Raw genomic sequence first — 22,292 nt, forward strand, 5'->3', positions numbered from 1 at the left:
TGAGTTATGTCTACATTAGAAAAGCAGCTGCTTGCTGCACCGCGCAAGTCTCGTTATATCCTGACCGTCGCGGCGGTCGTGCTGGTGCTTTTTGTCTGGTCGCTGACGTCTGTAAGCTTTCAGGATATGGATCAAAGCGGAGCACGGATTGCGCTTAATATTTTTAAAGGGCTGTTGCAGCCGGACCTCGGCCTGCTGTTCAATTTCACCGCACAGGGTGTTTTATTTTTACTCGTTCAAACCGTTGCCATTGCTTTCCTTGGTACGCTTGTAGGCTCGGTGCTGGCGGTTCCGCTTGCTTTTTTGGCTGCCTCCAATATCGTTCCGAGGCCCGTGTCATGGCTGACTAGGCTTGTCCTTATTACGATTCGGACCATTCCGGCACTCGTCTATGGATTGATGTTTATCCGGGTTACGGGGCCGGGGCCTTTTGCGGGGGTTCTTACACTTGGGCTTGTCTCCATCGGGATGCTGGCCAAGCTGTTTGTGGATGCCATTGAGGAACTGGATACCCGTGTGCTGGAATCGATGACCTCAGTCGGCTGTACGACATTTGAAAAGATCCGGTTTGGCATTGTGCCGCAGCTGTTATCCATGTTTTTATCAGTCATGATCTACCGATTTGATATGAATATGCGTGAAGCCTCCATTCTGGGGCTAGTTGGAGCTGGGGGGATAGGCGCGCCGCTTATTTTCGCCATGAGAAGTTATAAATGGAGCGAGGTCGGGTCCCTTCTGATCGGGCTCGTTGTGCTTATTTTAATTATTGAATGGGTATCCAACCGGCTTCGGACCAAATTAGTCAAAGGATAGCATGTTGCGGCGGAGAAGTGATAAAGGGGACTTCAAGTTCTATGGACCTGAGTCCCTTTAGCTGTTGCGAGACGTTTCGGGAACAAAGTATTCCTCCAGTCGCTGCTGTCCCCCGTATTTCTAGGATTATTATTTGTCTCAAATCTAAAACATGGTGCTATACCAATGGGCTGCCTCGGATGATCGATCTAACCGGTACATTTCTTGGTTAACGGTTGTGGTAGCGCTTATTAGACCGAGAAGAACAAGGTTTCTTTTCTAACGGTCGCAGGTGCGCTAATTTAGGTGAAACAGCCCCTTATCTGCGGAAAAACGGGAAATAAACTCGCTGGCGACCGTTACATCTTGTAAGCTCCTGTTTTTACCCAAATAGCGTCGCTCACAACCATTAGAGTTTACGCGCTTTTATACGCACCCGCGCCAATTCCATTCCCGGGCCAAGTGCCGATCTCGGTTTTGAGCCTTTTCAATTTCCCCCGATGACCTGCCAGTTGTGGTTCACACTCGCCTTAATGATTCGCTTCGTGCGGATATAGTCGGCAAGCAGCTCCGCCATGTCTATCTGCAGCTCCCGCACGACAGGTTTGCCCCGGAACATGTCAAACCCGCCCCCGCCGCCAGCGCGGTAGTTGTTCATCACGACATCATATTCTGCATCGGAAAGAAGCGGCGAACCATCCACTTCCAGCTGAACGACCCGCTCGCCAGATGGGCGGGAAACATCCAGGACATATTCCACACCCTCCCACATGTCGTAGTTGTAGGGTTGGGGCTTGGGCAGCAGGAATGCAGGACTCACGCCGACCTGGCCGTCTTCCTCCAGCATGAAATATTCGGCGGATTTTTCCAGCGCCTCGCGGATGTCCCGGCCTGTCACCCGCAGGACACGCAGGGTGTTGGGAAATTTGTAATTGGCAAGGATGTCCCGCATGGAGATGCGTTCCCCGAAGCCGGGGCTGCTTTCGTCAAACAAGGCGGTGCAGGAGATCCGCGCTCCGCTTACTTCCATCTGTACTTTGTTGATCCATTCGATGAACGGATGCTCCTCAAGCCGCGCCTGCCGGACATCCGTGATGCGCATATTTCCTTCCGTTTCGCCTATAGGCTCATCCAGCCAGCGCTGCAGGCCTGCTTCAACCGTAGCTGTCGGCTCCAGAATTCGGTCCAGCGGCTCAGCCTCTCCAGCAGGAAGAAGCTCTGCGTGTTTGGCCACCACTCTCCAGCCTCGTTTTGCACCGAGCGTGCAGGCTGCTGTTTGCTTTTCCTCGTCCAGCTCCAGTTCGAGGATAACTCTGCCGAGAAATTGACCCTGCGTCCCGGGCTGGATGACACATACGCCATTTAACATGGCGTTCTCGATTTGCCGGTGCTGATGTCCTGTCAGCAGCACATTGATCCCTTCAACCTCCTGACAAAGAGCGAAACCCTGGTTCTCTCCCGTCAGCGTTTCAGTGGGTTCGCCAGTTTGCAGGTCCCGCTCAAAACCGCCATGATAAGCGACAACAACAACGTCGGCCGCTTCCTGGTTCCGCAGATAGGGGACCCAGCGCTTTGCACATTCCACGGGGTCCACAAAGCGCAGCCCTTCAATATGCTCGGGCAGCTCCCATACCGGAATATGCGCGGTTGTCAGGCCCAGCACAGCAATCCGGATGCCGTCAGGGGTGTCATGAATAAGGTATGGCGTGCCAAAGGCGGCTTCGCCGCTTGCGGCAGACAAAATATTGGCCGACAGCCAGGGAAATGCCGATTGGCGCATCGCCTCGCGCAAATAGGCAAGTCCGAAATTAAATTCATGATTGCCTACGACTGCGGCACTGCACCCGGCTGCGTTTAAGCTTGAAATCATCACATTTTCCCCGGAGCTGTCCACTTTAGCCTGGTAATAGGCAAGCGGCGAGCCCTGAAGGTTGTCGCCATTGTCCACATAAAGCATATGATCGCCCCATATGCTGCGCTCGTTCTCGATCAGATTTGCAGTCCGGGCAAAGCCAAGGTCAGACGGCCCGCCCTCGGTATACGAATAGGGCTGAATAAAGCCGTGAATATCACTTGTCGTCAAGACGGCAACCCGGCTGCGTGTTTTTGTTGGCATAACGATGCTCCTCCTTCTGTTCACTTCTATAGATTAGCGCCTGGCCGTCTTTTTTTTGTATGTGGCATGTAAAAGCAATGTAAAAAAAGTTTGAGTGAACCTATGGCTCTTGCCGTTGCCCTGACCCCCGGTGCCTCAGACTCATGAAAACCAAGGAAAGTGCAATGAACGTAAGGATGACCCCCAGCAATTTAAACCCCCCGGCGCTGAACTGGCTCCCCATCACGATGCCTGTCAGCAATGAAGATAAAATGGTTCCGATATATCTCGATGTATTAAATACTCCGGAGGCCACACCGATCATTTCTTTTGGAGAACTCTTGAACAAGGCCGCCTGTAAGCCAACGCTGTTCAATCCGTTGCTGATGCCGAATGCTGCCAATGCCAAACATACACTGATGACCGGTGAAGCTTGATTCAATGTCACGAGCCACACTGACCCTAATGTCATCAGCATTCCGGATAACAGCAAGGCTGGTTGAGGGCCTGATTTATCTATCCATCGCCCTGCTATTGGGGAAGCGATGAGCGAGCACAAGCCCAGGGTCAGCATGAGAATTCCTGTATGAAATTCGCTGACATGACGTACCGTTTGCAAATAGGAGGGCAGCCCGAAAAAAAGCGAGTAATACAGCACGTTAACGAGCATGAACTCGACATTGATCCAGGTCATTGCAGGATACTTGGCGAATGCTCGTAATGGAATAAAGGGCGACTTTGTTTTTAGCTCAAGCCGTACGAAAGCTGTAAGCAGTGCGAGCCCTGCCAAGCCGACAATGACATGGCTTAATGAGACGTGCCCGGATGATTTTGCTGACAGCAGCCCAACGAGCAAGGCTACCAAACCTGCTGTGAAGAGCAGGATTCCCGGCACATCAAGCAAATCAAACCATTTACGAAAGGACATGCTGTTTGCGGAGGAAGTCAGCGGTTCGTCTTTAGGAATTGCCCTCCATGCTAATAGAAAGCTCGCCGCCACGAACGGAATATTGACGAGAAAGATGGCAGGCCAATCCCACCAGTGAATGAGGACCCCGCCAATAAACGGGCCGATGGCTGCAGCTCCGGATAAGAATATCGACAAAAGGGACAGCGCGGACGCTTGTTTTTCCGTAATATGAATTCGCACAATTGTCATTCCAACTCCACCCATCATGCTGGTTCCGATGGCTTGCACAATACGGAACACGATGAGCCACCCAAAGCTCGGCGATAGCGGAGCGAGCAAGGATGGAATGAAGGCTGTAACAAGCCCGGCAAGAAATATCTTCCTGCGGCCGAATAAATCACTCGCCTTTCCCATGACAGGCTGCGCGACAGCACTGGCAATGTAAAAAGCAAAAATAAGCCAGGAAACAACCGTAAAGTCAAGGTGATACGCTCCTTGCAGTCTTGGAATAGCAACAGAAATCATCGAGGAATTTAATGGATTCAAAAGCACCCCCAGTCCAACGGAAATCATCAACCACCTGCTGCGAACATTCATTTTTAATCCCCCCAATCAAAACGACTGATGCCATCGTACTTGAAATCAATTATTTATTCCAACGCATTTGATGTTATTATTTGATAGACTGAAAGGAATGAATGGAGGTGCAAAATGGAACTTCTTCAACTGCAATATTTTCTCAAGGTCGCCAGAATGGAACATATGACCGAAGCTGCGCGAAGTTTGCACGTTACCCAATCGTCACTAAGCAAAACGATTCAACGCCTGGAGGAGGATCTGGGTGCACCTTTATTTGATCGGGCAGGGAGAAAGCTGCGATTGAATGAGTTTGGCAACAAATTTCTTCGACGTGCGGAAAGGGCCTTGTTTGAATTGGAACAGGGGAAACAGGAGATCCGGGATTTATCCAGCCAGGGGCAGGGCACACTTGAATTGGCGGTGACCACTGCAAGTTCGCTGCCCAATATCCTGCGAGAGTTTCGCAAAAAGCGGCCTGATGTCCAATATCATGTACAGATGCTGAGCATGCAGGAGATGATTACACTTCTTCATAGAGGGGAGGTCGACTATTGCTTGTCCTCACCTCCCATAAAAGGGGATGACATTGAATGTCAAATCGTATTCATCGAACCCATTCTGGTTGCCGTTCCAAAGGAGCATCGGCTGGCAGACCGAAGCAGCGTATCCCTTACCGAACTAAGAGATGAAAGGTTTGTGGGGGTAAAGAGAGGTTATGGCACACGCGATTTAGTCGACGCTGTATGCCAATCGGTCGGTTTTACACCTAAATATGTGTACGAGGGGGATGAACCTGCAAGGCTTATCTCTCTTGTGAAAGCAGAAATTGGAATGGCCTTTATCCCGGGCACGGCAGCGATTTCACAAGAAGACATTAAATTTCTCCAAGTAGAGGAACACAAACTGGTGCGGGAGATTGCTTTGTTATGGCACCGGAGTCGATACATTTCGCGGGCTGCTCTGGAATTCCGCGAGGTAGTGGTAGAATATTTCGGGTCTTTATCAAGAGATGTGCGGGAAAAATGAAAGTTCAAATATTTTTGCATAGCCCATACTAAAAAGCCGCCCGCCGCCAGCAGGCGGGGGCAGCAAATAGTTGATTTAAACTGCTTCAGCTTGCAAGAGCTGAAGGAACCGGGGAAAGAGTCCGGTTAGTCTGGCGAAGCATGCCGTGAACATCCGCGGCGGAAGCGTTGGAGGCAGCGATGGTTATCGGCTGTGTCAGCACATTGCTGCTCCCTTTTTTCAAACGCAGGTTGGCCGAGCCGGATATGCCGGACTTCAGCTGAAAGGTTAGCGTTTGCTCGGCTTTGCCGTCAAGATCGGCTGTCACCGTGAAGGCCGGGCTGTAGCCATACGAGGACCAATTGCCGTTCTCGTCCTGGAAGCGGGCAATCTGCTCACCGCCAGGCAGATACATGCCGACACTAAGGCCGGAGACCGTTTCTCCGGCCGAAAGGCCGTTTGCCGTCAGGGTCATCGTATACGTGCCGCCTGCAGCCAGGCCTTCCGGAACGGTAAAGCTGAACCCGGCAGGTTGACCGGGGCTTTCTGTCGAGCCGTACGATCCGGGCTTGAATGTGGTCGGGTCGTACCACAGATAACCGGGAGCCGGCTCATCCCATGGCTCTGCTTGCGGCTCGGTGGAAGCGGACGGCGTTTCCATAGGCAGCAGAGAGGTCGGGGTATCCAGTGTCAGACCGTGCACCTGGTCAAAGGCGGTGTAGTCCTCCTGCATGGCGAGCCATTTGACTGTATTGACGAGGAAGACACCGTCATCTTCTTCCTTGAAGCCATCGTAGGTCTTCTTGGTCGTGCCGGTTTCCTCACGCAGATACTTTGGTGTCGCGTCTTCCACAGGCGAGGAATCACCGATAAAGGCTGCTTTGCCTAGCCCCCGTTTGGCAATGGCCGCATAGGCGCCTTCTGCCCGTCCGCCTCCGTTGTAGACACCTTGATCCACCGCGTAGCTCCAGGCAGGAACGCCGCCCGCAGGAAGATACACGATGCCCTTGGCCTGGGCGGGATCAAGAATAGCGATCGTCGAACCGGCGTGCATGGCGACGGAATCAACGCCGGACGTAATGCCGAAAGCCTGGGAAGGCTTCACAATGTCGGTGGCACTCACGTCACCGATGGCGTTGTAGCGGAAGCGGAGCCCAAAATTATCGGCCAGCCAGTCCGAGCTGACGACACCCTGCATGGCAGGAGAGGCAGCTTCAGCGGCGGACATGCCCTTCGCCGGATTGGTGTAGGCCCCGCGGCGGTAGCCGTTCATAACCTCAGAGGCGTCCCAGCGGTTTTTGTTCCGGTCAGCGTTATAATGGTCGGCAATGAAGAACAGGCCGCCGCCTTCATTAACAAAACGCAGAATAGCCTCCTGTTCCGACTGCTTGAACGGAATGTTGGCTTCCCCAACGATAAAGACGTCATAGTCCTTCAGCTTGTCATAGGTGATGGCCTGTTCCCCGAACGTGTAGGGGATGGTCCGGTCGAGCTGATCGACCTCAAATTGCTCGGCTGCCAGGGCGTCGGCGAAATCGGAGAATGCGCCGTCAATGACCCAGTCCGCTGCACCGGCCGTTTGACCATGTGCATTGTCAAAGAGCACTTTTTTGCCCGCTCCGTTTTCCAGTTCCGGATCGCTCCCCGGGCTGCTGCCAGGATCGGTGCCAGGATCGGTGCCGTCGCCACCACCGCCATTATTCCCGCCATCGTCTCCACCGGGCTCACCGCCGTCCCCCGGCTCCGATGCCAGCGTTATATTGGAGGGACTTTTCACACCGGGAAAGTTATTGTAAGCAGCCAGTGTGCCAGTCACCCGGATTTTCGTGCCGATCAGATCGGGATTGGTTTGCAGGCCATACTCTGCCCGGTAATCGGAAGTGATTTGCACATCCAGGAGCTTGCTCTTGTCCTGCTCACCGGCAGCATCTGCGATCAGTACGTTATAATCATTGGAAAAAGGTGCTGTAAAATCCGCTGCATTTGATCCGGAAGCATGTCCGACGATATAGCCCTCCACCGTGGCCTGTTTACCGCTGCTTCCCTGTGCAATCGCTTGGCTGACGGTCAGCACATCCGTGGCGAATGCCCGCTGTACTCCAGCTCCTGCCCATCCCGTAAATACGACTGTGAGCATGAGCATCAGGCTGGCTCCAAGCTTGAACCATCGAATCTTCAATATAATCCCTCCTGAGTGGAATTTTTTGTATCCCTCTAGAGAGTAACGCAGAAATGATGATTTTTGACCCTTATTTTGTAATAATATCATAAAATTCCGGAAAAATAGTTCTTTCTGCACAGAAGCAGCATGAAGAGGTAACGCGTCTCTGGGGAGGTGCTGATTATGGGAGTGGCAGCCGAAAGTATTCAGCCGCCACTGTTCCTTGATGAGGGTTGTCTAATTTTCGTAGACTAGCATCTTGGTGCTTTTAGCAAGATTTCGTCTGCAGCCGATATTGGTATACATGTTACACCGGTAGGCTCTACAGATAGGACACAACCTGGAGGAGGCACTGGAACACAAGGTGCATTTGATGCAAAAGAGAGCGGTACACATGGTGTTGGACCATCATAATTGACTGGCATGCACCTTATGACAGGGATACTCTCCAAAGTAGGGCCGCAAAGAATAACTTCCCTAGACATGACGGGTACACATGTTGGTCCTACTGGACCTACTGGATCATCGGAAGCACATATAGCGGTTTCTAATTTTTGTTTTAGAACCCAATCCTTATTTGTCGTTACTTTCAGGGTTTTACGGATGCTGTCATTTACTGCCAGCAAATCGCTAAGTGTCACTGCCGGCGCGGATACGCCAGGCAAGGTGCCCAATACGTATTGCAGTTTCTCCCCCTCTGCATTTAGAATGTGACTTAATCCTAGCTCCTCCATCGCAATGGACGCAATGATCAAGGTTATCGCATCTTTTCTTGTAATGTCGATCGTTGGTGTAATGTTTGGCAAATTTGCTTGTGACAAACCAACCACTCCTTTTGTAAGGTGTGCAATAGCTTATTCACCTGGTTATACGCGGGTATGGGTAATAGTGGATGTTGGAAAGATAAAGTTGGACATACAGAACCGATAGTGCAAAAGGTGCAACAGCAAGCTGGAAAATGAACAACCCCCGGCCGGATAAGCGGTCGGGGGCTGCTGTGCGTTACTCCGGATCAGCCTTTCACAGCCCCGGCGACAACGCCTTTTACGATATATTTTTGCAGGAAGATGAAGACGATGATGGAAGGCAGGACGGCCATCACCATCGCGGTCATCGCATACTGCCAATCCGAGGTATACTGTCCGACGAAGGTGTAAGCGGCAAGCGTAAGTGTCTTCGTATCCGGCGAGCCGTTGACCATAAGCAGCGGCAGCAGGAAGTCGTTCCAGATCCACATGACGTCAATGATGACAATCGTGGCCGTTACGGATTTCAGCAGCGGGAAGATGACGGAGAAGAACATGCGGAAGCCGGAGGCTCCGTCGATCTTGGCGCTTTCGTCAATCTCCATGGGAATGCCCTTCACGAAGCCGTGATAGATGAATACGGCCAGCGGAGCGCCGAAGCCCCAGTACAGCAGGCCGAGGCCCCAGGTGCTGTCGGACAGGTGCAGGTCTTTGGCTACACGCAGTACGGTCAGCATGATGGACTGGAACGGAATGAGCATCGGCATGATGCACAGAATATAGATCACCCCGCTCCAGCGGGTTTTTGTCCGTGCCAGCTTGTAAGCGGCGATGGAGGAGATGAGGATGATGCCCACCAATCCCAGTACGGTAATAATCGTGTTATTGATAAAGAGCTTCGGATAGTTAATGAACTCCCATACATAAGCGTAATTCTCGAAGCTCAGCTTCTGCGGCAATGCAATGACATCCGTCATGACCTCGCCGAAGCTTTTGAACGAGTTGTTCACGGCCAGGAACAGCGGATACAGGAACAGGAGCGACAAAATAATCATTACGATCTCGAGCAGGATGCGCCCGGCTTTATTTTTTTTCATCAGGCTTCAACCTCCCTGCGTTTGAAAATACCCAATTGAATTACGGTGATGATCAGTACCGCAACGAACAAAATAAGCGCTTTGGCCGTTCCGTAACCGTACAGGTTGTTCTGGAACGTATCCCGGTAAATATCATAAGCGATACTGTAGGTGGTGCCGCCTGGTCCGCCTCCGGTCAGAGACAGGATCACATCGAACACCTTGATGGAATTGGTCAGTGCCATAAAGACGGATATCGTAATGGATGGAGCCAGCAGCGGCAGCACGATGCTGAAAAATCTGCGGACAGGACCCGCCCCGTCCACGATGGCCGCTTCCTTTAGATCTTCAGGCACGGATTGCAGCCCCGCGATATAGATCACCATATAAAAACCGATGGATTGCCAGATCGAGACGGCTAGTATTGAAATAAAGGCAAGCCCTTCCTCCCCGAGCCAGCTGAGCTGAAAGATGCCCCAGCCCGTGCTCTCGCCAAGCGATTCAAAGCCCTGCATAAAAATGAATTTCCAGATAAAACCGACGATGACGAGGCTGAGAATATAGGGGACGAAGAAGGCCGCCCGCAGCCAGGCCGAGCTTTTCAGCTTCATATCCAATATTACGGCCAGCAGAATCGCCAGCACGTTCACCAGAACAATGTAAAGGATCGCATACTTGACGGTAAACCAGGCTGCATGGGCGAAGTTGGCGTCACCCATCAGGATTTGCTTGAAGTTATCCAATCCGACAAATTTCGGATGCTTGGAAATTCCGTTCCACTGGGTGAGAGAATATCGTATGGTCATCAGGAAAGGAACATAAAAGGCGATAATTACGCACAATAATACCGGCCATGTGAACAGCCCGAACTCGAGTCTGTCGGCCCACTTTCTCCCTTGTTTGAACATAGCGCACCTCTTTTAATATAAAAATGATGTCAGTTATTGCCGATCTACAAAGTAAACCCCCTTCGGCTATAATGAATTATAGAACAGGGATCATACCGCCAAAATGGATTTAAGAAAACAGTTAAGGGTAAAAATGCGTACGCTTTCAAAAGGGGATAGACAACAGATGCCTAAGCGGGGTGCGGGAGCTTTATCCAGAATAAAAGAACGGATCACACAGCGGCTGGTGAACAAACTGGTGCTGCTGTTCACCTCCATCATCGTGCTGGTGGTCGGATCGCTGACTGTCATTTCCTATCATATCGTCGAGAATGAGTCGGTTGAGAACAGCATTGCCAGCACGACGAACAATCTGCTGCTGGTGAATCAGAACCTGGAGGATTATGTGCAGGGGATGGAGCAGCTTGCGCTGCCGCAGCTGCGTTATAACGAAATTATGAGCGCGATTCTGGACGAGGATCAGGACTATTCCTCCCAAATGGTGATTGACACGTATTTGCGGAGTATGTTTTATTCAAGAAATGATTTGAAAGCGATCTATCTGTATATTGTCGACAAGCAAAAATATTATACGGTATCGAAGGAAGCGAACACGATATCGGTCCGGCAGGGGTTTAACGAGGACATTCCGGATCAGGACTGGTATAAGGCCGCCGTGGACAGTACACGGAATCAGGCCTTTCAATCTCTGGCACTGCCGGACACGGAGATAGGCTATCCCCTCGAAACGGAGGATTGCTTTTTGGCTTATCACCGGGTGCTGCGGTCTATCTCATCCCGGGAACCGCTGGCGGTGCTGTCTTTTTATTATAAGGATGCGGGCAGACAGGACATTATGAAGGATATTCCCGTTGCGGAGGGGGATCATTTGCTGCTGCTTGGTCCGGATGATGTCCCATTTTACATGGACGACCAGGCATTTTATGCGCGGATGAGGCAAGCGGGAATGCTGGATGAGATCAAGGACGGAGAAAACGGACAGTTTACATGGCAGGACGGGGACGAGAAATACCTTGTGAATTATAATACCGGTGAGCATGAGGGCTGGAAGCTCGTGAAGCCGATTCCGTACCGTTCCATTTATGAAACCGCCACCACGACGCGGAACTGGGGCTACGCCATCGGGGGCGTATTCCTGATTGTTGCCGTCATTCTGGTCACGCTGACCTCCAATGCCATCACGCGGCCGCTGGACAGGCTTTCTTTACAGATGAAGCGGTTCAGCAGTGGGGACTTCGAAGCGGAAGCGCCTGTGAAGGGGAACGACGAAATTGCGTATCTGTCCCGCCACTTCAATGAGATGGTGGAGCGGACGAACGATCTGATCAATGAGCGCTACAAAATGAAGCTGGCCGAGAAAAATGCGATTTTGAAGGCACTCGAAGCAGAGATCAACCCGCATTTTCTCTATAATGCTTTGCAGGCCATTTCCACACAGGCGCTGAAAAGGGAAATGTTCGACATGGCCGATATGGTGGATGCGCTCGCCCAGACCTTGCGCTACTCCATCAACGGTAAGGAGATGGTGTATGCCAGGGATGAGCTGAGCCATATCGAGCGTTATCTCGGGCTGCAGAAGGCCCGTTTCGGCAGCAGGCTGCAGGTGGAGTACCAGTGGGAAGCGGGCCTTCTGGACCTGCTGATTCCCAGATTGTCCATTCAGACCCTTGTCGAGAACTCCATCAAGCATGCTTTGGAAAACATGCCTGACGGCATCCGCATCGTCATAACGGCCGAGCTGCAGGGAACGCAGGCGTTGATTTCGGTCAGCGACAACGGTCCGGGCATGTCTGCGGCGAGACTGAAGGAAGTGCTGGCTTCCTTTGATGAAGAATGGGAAGAACGGGAGAGCGGGAATATCGGACTGAAAAATCTGAACACCCGCCTGAAGCTTTTGTACGGGGAGGAAGCGGCTCTGGAGATCAGGACAGGCGCATCCGGAACTCATATAAAAATGATCATACCGCAAGGAGGCGGCAGCCGTGTATAGAGCATTGATTATTGATGATGAGGAGCCGCTGCGTGAAGCGATCCGCATTCTGGGAGACTGGAAAGGGCTTAACATCGGGGAAATTTATGAAGCGGAAAACGGCAAGTCCGGTCTGGATATACTGAAGCAGCATGACATTGATCTGGTGATGGTGGATATGAAAATGCCCGGACTGAACGGGGTGGATCTGCTTCAGATCATTGAAAGGGATTACCCTGAGCTGCTGACCATCGTCATCAGCGGCTACAACGATTTTGAGTTCACACGGCAGGCGATCCGCTCGAAGGTGATTGATTACCTGCTGAAGCCGGTGAACCGGACGGACCTGAATCAGGCCTTGCGCAAAGCAATTGATGTGCTGGATGCGAAGAGGAAGAGCGAAAGTGATATTATTACACAAAACATTACGCTGAACATGTCCCTTCCCAAGCTGAAGGAGAAAATGTATCTGTCCATCCTGGACCGCAGCTTCCGGAGACAGACCAATGAGGCGTTTCTGCCGCTGATCGGCGCCGACTATCCGGGCAACCGCTTTTTGCTGTCCGTGCAACGTTTGATGAATATGGACGAGGTGCGCCGCGCCCGCTTTGGCGACGACCCGGAGCTGCTGAACTTCGCGGTAACAAATGTGCTTGCTGAATCGGGGGATGGAAGGTTGCAGTGCTTCAGCTTCGTTAATCCGCGGCGGGAGCGTGAGGTGATCGCCGTGTTTACACTGACAGATGGGCGCGCCGAAGATTTGGCGTTCCAGGCGGGTCATATTATCCGGAAGGCTGCCTCTTCCCTTCACCAGCTGTTCGGATTAAAGACGGCAGCCGGCATCGGCGGGCCGCAGCAGGAGGTGACGGCACTGGCAGCTTCGTATTCATCCGTGAAAGCCTGGTTTGCCTCTCTGGATGTGCTGAAGCTGAAGGACGAGCCTTTCACTCAGACCGTGGACCGTGCGGTTGCCACCGACACATATCCGGTGACCGGGCAGCTGACGATGATTCAGAAGGCGTTCGAGACTGGGGGACTAACCCATGCGAAAAACCTGCTGAGGGATTTTATTAACACCATTCGCGCACGGGAGACATTCAGCCTGGGGGATGCGGACCGGACGCTGCAGGAATTTGATATCATTCTGCGGGAAGCGTGCGCAAGAAAAGGCATGAATGCGGGTGCGGCAGCGGTGCCTGAGGAGGCGCGGAGAAGCGCGGCTGGCATCATCTCCATGGATTTCGCCTCATTCGAGCAGTTTGCCCAGGTGATGCACCGGATGCTGGAATTCTACAGCAGGCTTGCCGAGGAGGAAGGCACAAGCGGCAGGCCGTTCGACATTGCCGAAATTAAAACCTATATTGACAGGCACTATTTTGAGGATATAAAAATTTCCATGTTTACGGAGAAGTATTTTCTGAGCAGGGAATACCTGATGAAGCTGTTCAAGCAGCAGTTCGGGCACGGCATTCATGAGTATGTGCAGAAGGTGCGGATGAACAAGGCCAAGGAGCTGTTGAACGATCCGGGTCTCAAAATCCAGGAGATTTCAGATATGCTGGGCTACAAGGATAAAAATTACTTCAGCAAGGCGTTCCGGAACTATTATCAGCTGTCTCCGTCCGAGTACCGGGCAAGCACGCAAACAAATTAGCAATTTTAGAGGTTGTTCAAAAAGTCATCTTTTGATCACGAAGGAAGTCAGGAAGCGGACTCGACATCGAATCTTGAATTCAGCCGGGCCTTCCGGTGCTCACGTACCCCAAGTACGCTCCGCTCCTCAGTCCCTAGCTTCATCCAACTCAAGCGTTTTGAAAAAACGCACTTCGAAAGCATAAGCTTCGGTGCTGAAAACCTGACTTTTTGAACACGCAATTTTAATAATTGGAAATGATTGCGGAAACAAAATTACTTTTTTACCCTCAACTATTCACTTATCTACATTTTTAAAGCCTGCGCTATTCACTACAATGAGCACATGGAAACAAATAAACGATCAATTGGGGGAATATCGATGTTCAAAAAGTTTGCAGCATTGTCTGGCAGTCTCCTGTTGACAGTCGGCTTACTGAGCGGCTGCGGAGGCGGCGCTAAAGAAGCTTCCTCTGACACAGGCGGCAGCGATGATTCGAAACCGGTCACAATAAATATGTTTACCGCTTCTCCTGAGTATACGGACGCCTTCAACGCGTACATTGCCGAATATAAAAAGGTGAAGCCGAATGTCACGATAAATCTGGAAATTATGCAGTCTGACTACAATACGATTCTGAAATCCAAAATTGCTTCAGGCAGTACACCGGATGTATTCCAGACAACTGCCGGCGGCGACATTGATACGTATGCGGATTACAGCGCCGATCTGACGAACGAGCCGCTGGCTGCAGCAATGACGGATGCCGTACGCGCGAATATGACCTCCTCGGATGGTAAAGTGCTTGGCCTTCCGGTAAAAGGCAACCTGTTCTCCCTGATTTATAACAAAGATCTGCTTGCACAGGCCGGCATTTCGGAGCCTCCAAAAACGGTTGCCGAAATGCAGGATGCGGTGGAAAAGCTGAAAGCGAAAGGCATTACTCCATTCGCCAACGCTTATAAAGAATGGTGGGTATGGAAGCACATCTTCATGCATTATGTAGATGCGGCAGCACAGGATGCGGGTGTGGAGCCGAAGCAGCTGGTGAGCGACTTTATCGCAGGCAAGGCGCATATTAAAGATTACCCGCTGCTGTACAACAACTTCTTCTCCTTCGTTGATTTGACGGTAGCCAACGGTACGGACAAGCCGCTCGAACGCGACAGCAACGCGGAAGTCAGCGATTTTGCATCTGGCAAAGCTGCATTCATGACAGGAAAAGGCGCATGGGATGAGGAAGCCCTGAAGAAGATCAATCCGGATCTGAAGATCGGCATCATGGGTTATCCGGTCAGCGACAAGCCTGAGCAGTCGCAAATCGTAACGGGTGCGGATCAGGCCTTGCGCATTAATGTTGACTCGCCGGTTAAGGATGAAACGATTGCCTTCTTCAACTGGCTGTATACTTCGGAATACGGCAAGAACTGGTTCTCCGATGTAGCGAAGGTGATCCCGCCGATCAAGGACGCTCCGCTGCCTGACCTGGATATGCCGAAGCAAATGGAGGAAATTCTGAAAACTGAGAAGTCCGGCGACCTGTCCATCAACTACTCTCTGGATACGTTCCATCAGAAGTTCGGTGAGCTGATGCAGGCATATATCGGCGGCAATGCAACCAAGGATCAGACGGTTACAGAGATTGAGAAAGCATGGGTTCAACTGGGCGGAGCCCAGTAATCAGCAATGGAAAATTGATAAATTCAAACGAATGTGAGCATAACTCGGCACGCTTGGTGCTGAGTTATGTTTTTGTACAAACCTGCAGCGGACAGGACAGGGGAAGGATGATCAGGGAGTGAAAGCGGATCGTATTGTGATCGAGGAAAACGGGCTTTATCTTGTGCTGGAGGTTACGGATGAGAAGGAAGTCAGACTGCTGCATTTTGCGGCCCAGCCTTATAGAGAAGGAGCTGTCGCGGAGAAGCATAAGCCGGGATACCGGCTGCTGGAACTGCAGCTGTCGGGTGAAGACCGGGCGGAGTATCACGGGAGGACACACCGGGCATCTTACCCCGGTCTGCGCATGATCTTTGCCGGTCACCGGGACGAACGAAATTTGCTGGGCCGCAAGCTTGAAATCATACTTGCCGATCCTGTTACGGGAATTGGGGCCGTGCAGCATCTTCAGTTTTACGACGGTGTGCAAGTAGTCCGCAGTTGGGTGGTGCTTACCAATAACGGCAGCGACCCGGCCGATGTGGAGTATGTGTCTTCATTTGCACTGACAGGACTGGACAAGGAGGGAAAGCAGGACCGCGACGAGAAGATGCGGATTAACATTCCCCATCATGGCTGGCAGAGCGAGCTGCAGTGGAGAAGATATTCGCTGCCTGAGCTGGGCATGTCGCATATGAAGGATCGGGGCTCCAAGCGTGTCTCCTGCAGCAATACCGGATCCTGGTCCGCCGCGGAGCATGTGCCAATGGCTGTGCTGGAGAATATGGAAGCGGGCACCAGCCTGTTCTGGCAGATTGAGCATAACGGCTCCTGGCACTGGGAGATTGTTGAGCAGGCCGATACGCTGACGGTGCTGATCAGCGGACCGACGGAGCATGATAACCACTGGTTTGTCCGGCTGCAGCCTGGGCAGGAGTTTACATCCGTTCCGGCTGCGGTAGGAGCGGTTCAGGGAGGATTTGAAGAAGCGATCGCTCAGATGACCGTATATCGTCGTATCATACGCCGGCCTAATGCAGATAACCGGGAGCTGCGGATTATTTTCAATGATTATATGAACTGCCTGTGGGGCAGCCCGACGACTGCAAAGCTGCTGCCATTAATTGATGCCGCCGCGGAAGCAGGTTGTGAATATTTCTGTATCGATGCAGGCTGGTATGCAGACGGAGAATGGTGGGACGGCGTAGGCGAATGGATGCCGTCAGCGGAACGCTTCCCGGAAGGTCTTAAGTACGTGCTGGATTATATTCGCAGCCGCAATATGATTCCAGGCTTGTGGCTTGAACTTGAAGTCATGGGCATTAACAGTCCAAAGCTGAAGGATACGGATGACAGCTGGTTCTTCAGGCGGCATGGCAAAAGGGTAAAAGACCGCAGCAGATATCAGCTGGATTACCGCAATCCGCAGGTCAGAGCCCATGCCGACGAGGTGATACGCCGTCTGGTTGAGGACTATGGTGTAGGTTACATCAAAATGGATTATAACATCAATGCCGGGATAGGTACCGAGACGGAGGCGGATAGCTTTGGGGACGGGCTGCTGCAGCATAACCGTGCATATTTGGCGTGGCTGGACAGCATTTTCGCACGTTATCCCGAGCTGGTCATTGAGAACTGCTCCTCCGGCGGCATGCGTATGGACTATGCCATGCTGAGCAGGCACAGCATTCAGTCTACCAGCGACCAGGAGGATTACATCAAATACGCCTCCATCGCTGCGGCTTCCCCGGCCGCTCTCACGCCGGAGCAGTCCGCCGTCTGGTCGTATCCGCTGCGCGAAGGTGATGATGAAGAGGTTATTTTCAATATGGTCAACGCGCTGCTGCTGCGGGTGCATCAAAGCGGGCATTTGGCCGAGCTGAGCCCGCGCAGAAGAGAGCTGGTTAAGGAAGCGCTGGACGTATACAAGACGATCCGGCAGGACATCCGTGAATCGCTGCCTTTCTGGCCGCTGGGACTGCCAACACCACAAGATGACTGGATCAGCCTGGGGCTGCGCAGCGGGAACAAGCGGTATATCGCGGTGTGGCGGACTAGTGGGGAACAGGAGACAGTTGATCTGCCGCTGCATGATTTGAAGGGGAAATCCGCCAATATTCGTTGCCTGTACCCGCAGGGTTATGAAGGCTCCTGGGTGTGGGATGAGGTGGAAGGGAAGCTGCAGATGGGCTTGCCCGGACCAGCGACAGCCAGGCTGCTGGAAATCCGAATAGGCGAGTAGTTTGAAACTCAATAGATATTTTCCAGGAGTGTCCATAGGTCGGTTGACCTTGGGCACTCCTTTTTCGTGTTATGGAATCGCTTTGTCTTCACCTGTTTAATGCATATTGTTGCGAAAAAGGAAAGGGGAATGCCCTCATCACAAAAACGCCGCTAAATAGATAATAATAGATATTTTTATTTTTATCTATAAATTTATAGACAAAACTATAAAACGTCTGTATTATACACATTGTAATTCGATTTTACGCAAAGGATGAGTAGACATGTTCAACAACCGTTATGTCCGGACGATTATCCTGTCCCGGGTATTTCTGCAGCTTGGCATCTGGATCCGAAATTTTGCCGTTCTGCTGTATGTTACGGACTTGACCCGCAATGATCCGTTTTATGTATCCCTGATTTCCGTGGTGGAATATGCGCCGATCTTTTTGTTCGCCATGATTGGCGGAACGCTGGCCGACCGCTGGCGGCCGAAACGGACGATGGTATGGTGCGATCTGCTGTCCGCCGCTTCCGTGCTGGGTGTGATGCTGGCGCTTTTGTACGGGACCTGGACGGCGCTGCTGCTGGGAACTCTTGTATCCGCGAGTTTGTCGCAATTTTCCCAGCCTTCCGCTATGAAGCTTTACAAGAGACATGTTCCGGCTGAACAGCTGCAGGGCGTTATGGCGATGTCGCAAACATTGGTATCGGTGTTTATGATACTCGGGCCGATGATCGGCACATTTATTTTTCTGCAGTATGGCATTGAGATTTCTCTTGCTTTAACAGTGCTGATGTTCTCCGCCTCGGCTCTGATCCTGTCCACTCTGCCAAAGGATTCCAAGGAGGACAGGTCTGCACGAACCGGGGATTTCATGAAGGAGCTGAGGGAAGGTATTCGTTATTTATGGGGGAACCGCTCGCTAAGAGTGCTCAGTGCCACCTTTGCCGTGACCGGTCTGGCCGCAGGGTTAACCCAGCCGCTGCTTTTATTTGTTACTATCGATCAATTGGGGCTAGACAAATCTTTTCTGCAGTGGCTGTTTCTTACGAACGGGGCTGCCATGCTTGCAGGAGGAATCCTCATTATGGGGGCGGCGAAGCGGGTTAAGCCGCAAGTGCTGCTGCTGGCGGGGCTTGTGGGCAGTGCGTTAGTCACCGTTGTAACCGGAGCTTCAACCGTGGCGTTGCTGACCGTCACTGTCCAGATCATTGGCGGTTTGGCTTACTCGGGCGTACAGGCGGGAATCCAAACCATGATCATGCAGAATACCGGGGCTGCCCTGATCGGACGGGTGAGCGGAGCGATTACGCCTATGTTTATGGGCATGATGGTCATAGGGATGTCGTTATCCGGCTATTTTAAGGAGCTTTTCTCGCTCTTTACGGTCTATGCCACCAGCGGTGTGCTGCTTGTGATCGGGGCCTTGCTGCTGACTCCTCTGCTGGTGCAGCGGAAGGTGCGGAAGCAAGCATGAATTTAGCAGAAAAAAATACAAGCCTGGGGATTATCCTGGGCTTGTATTTTGCTATGACGTATCAAGCGCAAAACCCACCGCTAATGGTTGGTAGCCTCGGTGGGTCTTGCTGCACTAAGCAACAAATGCGCGCCGTGAGGCACACCTCGTTGTCCTGGGGGAGGGTAGCGACCTCCCTTATTTCTATTGTTAGAATACCACATTGAAATTATTCAGGCAACGCGATTGCAAGTATTAGGAGGATTCCCCATTCAAGTAGCGATAGAATGGCGCATCAACCCAGAAATTGTAGGTCTGTATTTTCGCATCAGGCGCAAGCTTTTTCAGACCTTCGGCGATGGAGGCTGTATCTTCCTTCAGGGAGAAGGACTGAGCATAGTAGTCTCCAGAATCAATCCGATTATTGGAGATTTCCATATAATTATTCATAGCCGGAAGCGAATAATAAAGAGGCTGCCACCAGGAGGCGGCGATCAGTCCGGCTTCATCCTCGCTGTCCTTTTTGGCATATTGGTTCACAAGACTATCAAACTGCTCCTTGTCGGCGGCAGATTCAAACTCCAGAGCCAGATCATATTCTTTGGCGTACGCGATATAATTCCCGTTTTCAATTTGCACAACCTTATAATCGTCGCTTTGCTGCGGAGTGCCCCACTCCTGCAAATAGACGAAGGCTGACGTTTTCGGCTCAAGCTGCACCTTGGCCTGTATGCCTTCACTGCGCAGCAGACCGATCAGCTGAATGGCATGCTTCAGATCACTGTGTCCATAGGTGAGGGACAGCGCGGGATCGAAGTGGGCCTCGTAGCGTTTGTCTTTAATGTTGTAGCCGGTGAACAGCCCTTGCTTCAGGCCTTCATCGAAAATGTTTTGCAGCTCCGGTGCCAGCACGAGCTCCTGGGTATCATAAGCATCGTTGAGTTTTGCAAAAATATCGTCGTCCAGCACATTGCCTATGTAAGATTTATAATCCCCGTGAAAAGATAACACGCCAGCCAGCAAATCGGCCGCAAACACGTTGTCTGCCTGGCTGTCAGCCTTAAAGGATTTGGCGGCAAACGCCGGAAGCAAACCGGTGTCCACTGCAGCGGCCAGCTCGCGGGCTGCGTCAGCGCTCAATTCGTTAACATCTTGTATTCTCGCCTTCTTCAGAGATGCGGCGGTTTTCTCCGGCGAGTAGGAATCCGCCAGTTCCTTCAGTCCCGCTGCTTTAATGGCGAGGCTGACGGCATTCGCCTGAGTTAAGGGAGCGGAATCCCCGGCTAAGGATGGCGTCTGCTCCAGCAGCTTGCCCAGAGCGCCGATATACTCGTCCACTGTAAGAGCGGCTGATAAATGAAGCCCGAAACGATTTTCGAGGTAGGATATGTTGCTGTCCGCAGTGGAGCTTTGCTGAGAGGGAGCAGTAACAACGGTCAATGTCGCCGGAACGGCCGCATAGGATGGAGTGCCGGTTACGGCAAACGAAGAAATCAGCAATGCGGTAGAGATAGAGAGCACCCTGCGTGATACAGTATTTGATTTGAATAATGATAACAAACTAAACATCCCCCTTTTCTATGATTTTATAATTAAATTGATAGAATCATATCGTCTCAGGTAAGGTCTGTCAATAATTTTTGGTGAAGAAGCATATATTCTAATATAGAGGTTTTCAATCAGCTTCATCTATCAAGCATCACCAAACATAGAAGTTAATTTTTATGACATAAGCATTGACCTGACCTAAAAAATGTACATATAATCTCATTAACAATCATAATGTGTTATGTAGCGTGACATCATTTGTATAAAAAGCGCTACTAACACAAAAATCTACTTACATATGAGGGGAGAAACAATTTATGAAAATGAAAAAACTGTTTTACATACCTGTATTGACTGCGGGGCTGCTCGCCGGCACTCTGCTTCCGGCATATGGGTTGAACGGAACAGCTGCAGCTATGGAGGCAAGCGTCGCACCCGCTCAATCCGAAATCAATCCGGCCCTCCCGAACGTGGTTATTTTGGCTACAGGCGGAACGATCGCCGGTTCTTCGGATTCCAATACAGATACAACAGGCTACAAAGCGGGGGCGCTTGGAGTAGAGACACTAATCAACGCTGTTCCGGAGATGAAGGGTCTCGCCAATGTCAGCGGTGAGCAAGTGGCAAATGTAGGAAGTCCGGATGTTGACAACACCATTTTGCTGCAATTGGCGAAGCGGATTAATGAGCTGCTGGCCAGAGACGATGTGAACGGAATTGTAATTACCCATGGTACGGATACGCTTGAGGAAACGGCTTATTTTCTCAATCTCGTTGTGAAAAGCGACAAACCGGTCGTAGTCGTTGGCGCGATGCGCCCGGCAACAGCGATCAGCGCGGACGGACCATTCAATCTGTATAATGCGGTCAAGGTAGCCAGCGCGCCTGAATCCAAGGGCAAAGGGGTTATGATCATGCTGAATGACCGTATTGGCTCCGCAAGATATATCACCAAAACCAATACGACGGCTGTGGATACCTTTAAGTCTGTTGAGCAAGGATATCTTGGCGCGGTGGTCGGAGACAAGGTGCTGTTTTATAATGAACCGACGCGCAAGCACACCACTCAATCCGTATTCGATGTATCCGGTCTGACAGAGCTGCCGCAGGTGGATATTTTATATGAATACCAAAACAACGGACGTTATCTGTATGATGCGGCGGTCGCGGCAGGCGCCAAAGGCATTGTAGTCGCAGGCTCCGGCAACGGCTCGCTGTCCAGCGCTTCATCCGAGGGAGCGGAGGATGCCGGCAAAAAAGGCGTCGTTATCGCCCGCTCCACCCGTGTCGGCAGCGGAACCGTGTCCTCCTCAAGCTCGGACCTTGCCGATAATTTTGTGTCAACGGATTCCCTGAACCCGCAAAAAGCCCGCATTCTGCTGATGCTTGCGCTGACCAAAACAAATGATGCGGCGCAAATTCAATCCTATTTTAACGAGTATTAATTCAAAAATAACGTTAATCCCTGGTTTCCGCTGCGGAGCCGGGGATTTTCTGTTTTTCTACGGATTAGTAGCGAAAAACCTCT

The 22,292-nt window shown here is 51.6% G+C and carries 15 protein-coding genes; 8 read left to right on the plus strand and 7 right to left on the minus strand.

Annotated features, from left to right (window positions below; translation table 11 throughout):
* The first annotated feature begins 6 nt into the window (after positions 1 to 6).
* Positions 7 to 813 carry a phosphonate ABC transporter, permease protein PhnE gene (gene phnE, locus ACE5KN_RS04405; RefSeq protein ID WP_375523417.1) on the plus strand — a complete coding sequence of 269 codons (807 nt, stop codon included), beginning with the start codon at positions 7 to 9 and terminating at the stop codon, positions 811 to 813.
* A 466-nt stretch (positions 814 to 1,279) separates the two neighbouring features.
* On the opposite strand, the gene ACE5KN_RS04410 is transcribed toward phnE, so the two are convergent.
* Both ACE5KN_RS04410 and ACE5KN_RS04415 read right to left on the minus strand, forming a co-directional pair.
* A complete protein-coding gene (locus ACE5KN_RS04410) occupies positions 1,280 to 2,908 on the minus strand; it encodes a bifunctional metallophosphatase/5'-nucleotidase (protein ID WP_375523416.1) in 1,629 nt (542 codons plus the stop codon).
* A 100-nt stretch (positions 2,909 to 3,008) separates the two neighbouring features.
* Positions 3,009 to 4,394, minus strand: coding sequence for an MFS transporter (locus ACE5KN_RS04415; protein WP_375523415.1), 1,386 nt, complete (start codon positions 4,392 to 4,394; stop codon positions 3,009 to 3,011).
* A gap of 114 nt (positions 4,395 to 4,508) precedes the next feature.
* On the opposite strand from ACE5KN_RS04415, the gene ACE5KN_RS04420 reads away from it, so the two are divergent.
* Positions 4,509 to 5,402 carry a LysR family transcriptional regulator gene (locus tag ACE5KN_RS04420; RefSeq protein WP_375523414.1) on the plus strand — a complete coding sequence of 298 codons (894 nt, stop codon included), beginning with the start codon at positions 4,509 to 4,511 and terminating at the stop codon, positions 5,400 to 5,402.
* 85 nt (positions 5,403 to 5,487) lie between these two features.
* On the opposite strand, the gene ACE5KN_RS04425 is transcribed toward ACE5KN_RS04420, so the two are convergent.
* The 4 genes from ACE5KN_RS04425 to ACE5KN_RS04440 form a co-directional block, all read right to left on the minus strand.
* Positions 5,488 to 7,524 carry a DUF6359 domain-containing protein gene (locus ACE5KN_RS04425; protein WP_375523457.1) on the minus strand — a complete coding sequence of 679 codons (2,037 nt, stop codon included), beginning with the start codon at positions 7,522 to 7,524 and terminating at the stop codon, positions 5,488 to 5,490.
* A 269-nt stretch (positions 7,525 to 7,793) separates the two neighbouring features.
* Positions 7,794 to 8,363, minus strand: a complete 570-nt coding sequence (locus ACE5KN_RS04430; RefSeq protein WP_375523413.1) for an alpha-helical endospore appendage domain-containing protein — start codon at positions 8,361 to 8,363, stop codon at positions 7,794 to 7,796.
* Positions 8,364 to 8,554: 191 nt separating this feature from the next.
* Complete coding sequence (locus ACE5KN_RS04435; protein ID WP_375523412.1) at positions 8,555 to 9,385, minus strand: carbohydrate ABC transporter permease; 831 nt, start codon at positions 9,383 to 9,385, stop codon at positions 8,555 to 8,557.
* Positions 9,385 to 10,272, minus strand: coding sequence for a carbohydrate ABC transporter permease (locus ACE5KN_RS04440; RefSeq protein ID WP_375523411.1), 888 nt, complete (start codon positions 10,270 to 10,272; stop codon positions 9,385 to 9,387). The genes ACE5KN_RS04435 and ACE5KN_RS04440 overlap by 1 nt, the downstream gene beginning before the upstream one ends.
* A 166-nt stretch (positions 10,273 to 10,438) precedes the next feature.
* Between ACE5KN_RS04440 and ACE5KN_RS04445 the strand changes: the two genes are divergently transcribed.
* The 5 genes from ACE5KN_RS04445 (at position 10,439) to ACE5KN_RS04465 (ending at position 19,237) form a co-directional block, all read left to right on the plus strand.
* Positions 10,439 to 12,262 (plus strand): sensor histidine kinase, encoded by a 1,824-nt coding sequence (locus ACE5KN_RS04445; protein WP_375523410.1) that lies wholly within the window; start codon positions 10,439 to 10,441, stop codon positions 12,260 to 12,262.
* Complete coding sequence (locus ACE5KN_RS04450; protein WP_375523409.1) at positions 12,255 to 13,895, plus strand: response regulator transcription factor; 1,641 nt, start codon at positions 12,255 to 12,257, stop codon at positions 13,893 to 13,895. The genes ACE5KN_RS04445 and ACE5KN_RS04450 overlap by 8 nt, the downstream gene beginning before the upstream one ends.
* 360 nt (positions 13,896 to 14,255) lie before the next feature.
* Positions 14,256 to 15,554 carry an ABC transporter substrate-binding protein gene (locus ACE5KN_RS04455; RefSeq protein ID WP_375523408.1) on the plus strand — a complete coding sequence of 433 codons (1,299 nt, stop codon included), beginning with the start codon at positions 14,256 to 14,258 and terminating at the stop codon, positions 15,552 to 15,554.
* Positions 15,555 to 15,672: 118 nt separating this feature from the next.
* Positions 15,673 to 17,775 carry an alpha-galactosidase gene (locus ACE5KN_RS04460; protein WP_375523407.1) on the plus strand — a complete coding sequence of 701 codons (2,103 nt, stop codon included), beginning with the start codon at positions 15,673 to 15,675 and terminating at the stop codon, positions 17,773 to 17,775.
* 265 nt (positions 17,776 to 18,040) lie between these two features.
* Positions 18,041 to 19,237, plus strand: a complete 1,197-nt coding sequence (locus ACE5KN_RS04465) for an MFS transporter (protein ID WP_375523406.1) — start codon at positions 18,041 to 18,043, stop codon at positions 19,235 to 19,237.
* 234 nt (positions 19,238 to 19,471) lie between these two features.
* On the opposite strand, the gene ACE5KN_RS04470 is transcribed toward ACE5KN_RS04465, so the two are convergent.
* A complete protein-coding gene (locus ACE5KN_RS04470; protein ID WP_375523405.1) occupies positions 19,472 to 20,776 on the minus strand; it encodes a hypothetical protein in 1,305 nt (434 codons plus the stop codon).
* 311 nt (positions 20,777 to 21,087) lie between these two features.
* Here ACE5KN_RS04470 and ACE5KN_RS04475 point away from each other — a divergent pair, with 311 nt between their 5' ends.
* The gene (locus ACE5KN_RS04475; protein ID WP_375523456.1) at positions 21,088 to 22,209 is read left to right on the plus strand and encodes a type II asparaginase; all 1,122 of its coding nucleotides are present in this window, start codon (positions 21,088 to 21,090) and stop codon (positions 22,207 to 22,209) included.
* The last annotated feature ends 83 nt before the right edge of the window (positions 22,210 to 22,292 follow it).

It is taken from the genome of Paenibacillus terreus (assembly GCF_042138595.1).
Taxonomy (GTDB): Bacteria; Bacillota; Bacilli; order Paenibacillales; family Paenibacillaceae; genus Paenibacillus; species Paenibacillus terreus.

Coding starts and splice junctions, on each gene's coding strand:
- phnE (WP_375523417.1), top strand. CDS start 7: ATGTCTACATTAGAAAAGCAGCTGCTTGCTGCACCGCGCAAGTCTCGT.
- ACE5KN_RS04410 (WP_375523416.1), bottom strand. CDS start 2,908: ATGCCAACAAAAACACGCAGCCGGGTTGCCGTCTTGACGACAAGTGAT.
- ACE5KN_RS04415 (WP_375523415.1), bottom strand. CDS start 4,394: ATGAATGTTCGCAGCAGGTGGTTGATGATTTCCGTTGGACTGGGGGTG.
- ACE5KN_RS04420 (WP_375523414.1), top strand. CDS start 4,509: ATGGAACTTCTTCAACTGCAATATTTTCTCAAGGTCGCCAGAATGGAA.
- ACE5KN_RS04425 (WP_375523457.1), bottom strand. CDS start 7,524: ATGCTCATGCTCACAGTCGTATTTACGGGATGGGCAGGAGCTGGAGTA.
- ACE5KN_RS04435 (WP_375523412.1), bottom strand. CDS start 9,385: ATGAAAAAAAATAAAGCCGGGCGCATCCTGCTCGAGATCGTAATGATT.
- ACE5KN_RS04440 (WP_375523411.1), bottom strand. CDS start 10,272: ATGTTCAAACAAGGGAGAAAGTGGGCCGACAGACTCGAGTTCGGGCTG.
- ACE5KN_RS04445 (WP_375523410.1), top strand. CDS start 10,439: ATGCCTAAGCGGGGTGCGGGAGCTTTATCCAGAATAAAAGAACGGATC.
- ACE5KN_RS04455 (WP_375523408.1), top strand. CDS start 14,256: ATGTTCAAAAAGTTTGCAGCATTGTCTGGCAGTCTCCTGTTGACAGTC.
- ACE5KN_RS04465 (WP_375523406.1), top strand. CDS start 18,041: ATGTTCAACAACCGTTATGTCCGGACGATTATCCTGTCCCGGGTATTT.
- ACE5KN_RS04475 (WP_375523456.1), top strand. CDS start 21,088: ATGAAAAAACTGTTTTACATACCTGTATTGACTGCGGGGCTGCTCGCC.